We start from the raw sequence: 3,527 nt of genomic DNA on the forward strand, positions 1-3,527 counted from the left end.
GCGCAAGGGCGGCGGAGACCCCGACCCCGATCCGCCGGGTGTACCGACCCCGCTGTCCCCGCTGCGCAATGACGCCCTCGCCGGGCTGGCCGCGGGCGCCGTGACGGGGGGCGTGGCGCTCTACGCGCTGCTCTTCGTCGACTGGCTGCGCATGCCGTGGCCGCTCGCCGCGGTGACGGCCGTCGCGTGCGGGCTGGCCGCCGGGCCCGGTTTCGTCGCGATCACCACACGCCAGTACGCGGGGGTGGTCACCGCGACCAGGGGGCGGTTGCCGTGGCGGCTGGCGGGGTTCCTGCGGTGGTGCCACGATCGCGGGCTGCTCCGGTCGGCGGGGACGGCGTATCAGCTGCGGCACGACGAGTTGCTGGTGTGGTTGCAGGGGGACGGGGTGCCGCGCGCCTGACGGCAGCACGATGGCCACCGGCCCTCGACAGCGCCCTGAACCCCCCGGTCCGGTCAGTGCACCGGCCGTCCCGGTGCGGGATGCGGCCGGTCGTGGGTGATGGCCGCGCTGGCCTTGCCGCCGTCCACCGGCAGCGTGACCCCGGTGATCCAGGAGGCCGCCGGGGAGAGCAGGAAAGCCGCGGCCTGCGCGACGTCGTAGGGTTCGCCGATCCGGCCGAGGGGGTAGCTCGCGGCGATGGTCGGCTCGGGCAGGACGGTCAGGGAGTCCATGAACGGGGTGCGGATGAAGGCGGGGGCGACGGCGTTCACCCGTACGCGGGGCGCGAGTTGGTCGGCGAGGTCCTGGGTGAGGCGGTGCAGGGCCGCTTTCGTGGCGCTGTAGGCGGGGAGCCGCACCACGTCGGTCGCGGCGATCGTGTTCATGATGAGGACCGATCCGCCGTGTTCCCGCATCCACGCCCGCCAGGCGAGCTGGACGTATCCGAGGGCGCCGAGGACGTTCGTGTCGAACATGAGGCGGAAGCAGTCGAGGTCGAGGTCGACGGCGAGGGTGTCGAGCGCGGGGTTGGTGCCGGTGGTGTAGACGAGGAGGTCGAGCCGTCCGAAGGTGTCCATGACGGCGTCGACGGCGGCCTTGCGGTCGTCCTCCTTGCGGCTGTGGGCGGTGACGGGCAGGACGCGGCGGCCGGTCTCGGCCCGGATGGCCTTGGCGGCCTGCCGCAGGGGTTCCTCGCCGCGCGCGGTGATCGCCACCGACGCGCCCCGGCGGGCGAGTTCGGCGGCGATCTCGTACCCCATGCCGCGGCTGGCGGAGACGACGAGGGCGACCTGGTCGCGGAAGGCGTTCACCGGGTGCCCCCGTCGCCGGCGCAGGTGGCCATGGACTCGACCGCCTGGAGCCACAGCTCGGGAACCGTGTCGCCGGCGGGCAGCGCCCGGTCGATCTGGAACGACACGGTGGACGTCTCGCCGTACACGAACACGGCGGCGGTGAGGGGGAATCCGTCGGGGCAGCAGATGATCGGCACGACCCGCCGCACGGGATCGCCGAGATGGCTCAGCCGCGTCCGGACCCGGAACGTCGACGCGACGGCGGTCAGCCGGTCGGGGGCGGCGGTGCGGGCGACGAGCTGTTCGTAGACGGCCTCCCGGGTGAGGTGGAACAGGGTCTGCCGGTAGGCCGGTTCCTTGACGGGGGCGGTGGCGCGCAGGGTCCTCCGCAGTCGGCGCGCCGGGGTCATCTCCCCGCCGGGGAGGCCGAGCAGGGCGAGGAAGAACCGGTTGCCCGGCAGCCCGGTCTCGGCGGGGGTGCGCAGGTTCACCGGCAGCATGACGGGCAGCGACTCCCGTACCGCTGCGGGCCGGTGGTCGGCCGCCCAGCGGGTGACGGCGTGGGCGAGCGCGGCCAGGTGGACGTCGTTGACGCCGGCGTCGTAGGCGCGGGCCGTGTCCACCAGCAGCCGGGTGGGCACCTCCCGCCACAGCACGTGCCGGCGCCCCGACAGCGGCAGGCCGGGGCTGTTCCACAGGCCGTGCGGGCGGGTGTCGCCCCAGATGTACGCGCTGGTGGCGAGGGATTCGGGCGGCGCGGGCACGGGCACGTCCCCGGCCCCGAACGCGTGGGCCGAGCCGCTCCCCTCGTCCGCCCCGAGGAGCGTCTCGACGACGGCGACGAGGTTCGCCGCGTCCTGCACCTCGTGGTGGCTGAACAGGGCGAGGCAGTACTCCCGTCGGGCGTGCCCGGCCAGCAGCACGAGCCGCCAGGCCGGGGCGTCGGCGGGCAGCGGCCGGCGCAGGTTCTCCCGTACGGCGTCGTCGAGGCAGCCGGGTCCCGCGGTGACGCGCTCCTCGACGACGTGCGTGTCGAGTTCGGGCGCGGCCGGCCGCCAGTGGGGCGGGCCGTCCCCGGTGGCGAGTACGTGGGTGAGGCAGGGGAGCCGGTGGAGGTGGCGGGCGACGCGGTCGCGCAGGTCCGCGAGGTCCGGGGCGTCGCCAGTGAGGTGCAGGACGACGCCGACGTTCGGGACGGCCTCGGGGTGCGAGGCGCGGCGTCCGGCCGTGTGGAAGAGCAGGTCGACGGGGCCGGGGGCGGGGGGTACGAGGACGGAGGTGAGGACGGTCATGTCAGTCGTCTCCTGAAGGGGTCCGCAGGGGGTTCGGGACGGGGATTCGCGCGTCGGCGGTGCCGTGCCGGGGCTGAACCCACGCCTCACCCCGACCGGCGTCGCGGATCTGGCCGGGCTGAGTCGACACCTCACCCCGCACCTGCCCCGGCTGAGCCGCCCCCTCGCCCCGCACGGCGTCGCGGTCCCGCCCGAGCCGTGCCGACGCCTCCTCCCGCACGGCGTTGCGGGCGACCTTGCCGGTGCCGGTCGTGGGCAGGGCGGCGAAGGGCAGCACATGGCGGGGGACCTTGTACGCGGCGAGCGTCGCGCGGCAGAACGCGGTCAGGGCGTCCGGGTCCAGGGCGTGCCCGTCCGCCGGGACGACGCAGGCCACCGGCCGGTCGAGGCCGTCGGCGTCGGGGACGGCCACCACGCAGGCGGCGGCGACGGAGGGGTGGGCGAGGAGGCGGTCCTCCACCTCCGTGGGGGTGACCCAGATGCCGCCGCTCTTGATCATGTCGCCGACGCGTCCGTGGCAGACGTAGAACCCGTCGGCGTCCCGCGTGAACAGGTCCCCGGTGTCGAGCCATTCGCCCTGGAAGACCCGGCGGGTCGAGGAGCTGCGGCACCAGTAGCCGTCGGCGGCGGAGGGCGCCCTGACCTTGAGGACCCCGGGCTCGCCGGGCGGGGCCTCGGTGCCGTCCTCGGCCAGGATGCGCAGCTCGTAGCCGGGCACGGGGACGCCCAGGGTGCCCGGTCTGGTGGCCCCCGGCCGGTTGGACAGGAAGATGTGCAGGGCCTCGGTCGAGCCCATGCCGTTGACGAGGTCGATCCCGAAGCGCTCCCGGAACCGGTGCTGGAGCGTGGGTGGCAGCGGCTCCCCGGCGGACACGGCCAGACGTACGGTGCGCCAGGCGCCCGCGTCCCCGGCGTGCAGCAGGGCCGCGTAGAAGCTGGGCACGCCGAAGAAGACGGACGGTTCGTCCTCGGCGAGCCGGCGGGCAACGGTGGCGGGGG

Annotated in this window: 3 protein-coding genes and 1 pseudogene; 1 reads left to right on the top strand and 3 read right to left on the bottom strand. The window is 75.1% G+C overall.

Features of this window, described 5'->3' with window-relative positions; translation table 11 throughout:
- Positions 1 to 403 (top strand): annotated as a pseudogene (locus tag AOK24_RS08800) (hypothetical protein); the annotation flags it as partial.
- A gap of 53 nt (positions 404 to 456) precedes the next feature.
- Here AOK24_RS08800 and AOK24_RS08805 read toward each other — a convergent pair.
- The 3 genes from AOK24_RS08805 to AOK24_RS08815 form a co-directional block, all read right to left on the bottom strand.
- Positions 457 to 1,254, bottom strand: coding sequence for an SDR family oxidoreductase (locus AOK24_RS08805; protein WP_063799414.1), 798 nt, complete (start codon positions 1,252 to 1,254; stop codon positions 457 to 459).
- Positions 1,251 to 2,528, bottom strand: coding sequence for a hypothetical protein (locus AOK24_RS08810; RefSeq protein WP_055719492.1), 1,278 nt, complete (start codon positions 2,526 to 2,528; stop codon positions 1,251 to 1,253). The genes AOK24_RS08805 and AOK24_RS08810 overlap by 4 nt, the downstream gene beginning before the upstream one ends.
- Position 2,529: 1 nt before the next feature.
- The coding region (locus AOK24_RS08815; RefSeq protein WP_159051826.1) for an AMP-binding protein at positions 2,530 to 3,527 on the bottom strand (998 nt) is incomplete at its 5' end.

This window comes from Streptomyces niveiscabiei (assembly GCF_001419795.1).
Classification (GTDB): Bacteria; Actinomycetota; Actinomycetes; order Streptomycetales; family Streptomycetaceae; genus Streptomyces; species Streptomyces niveiscabiei.

What these genes read in the sequence shown, in the direction of transcription:
- AOK24_RS08810 (WP_055719492.1), bottom strand. Translation starts at nt 2,528, where the DNA reads ATGACCGTCCTCACCTCCGTCCTCGTACCCCCCGCCCCCGGCCCCGTC.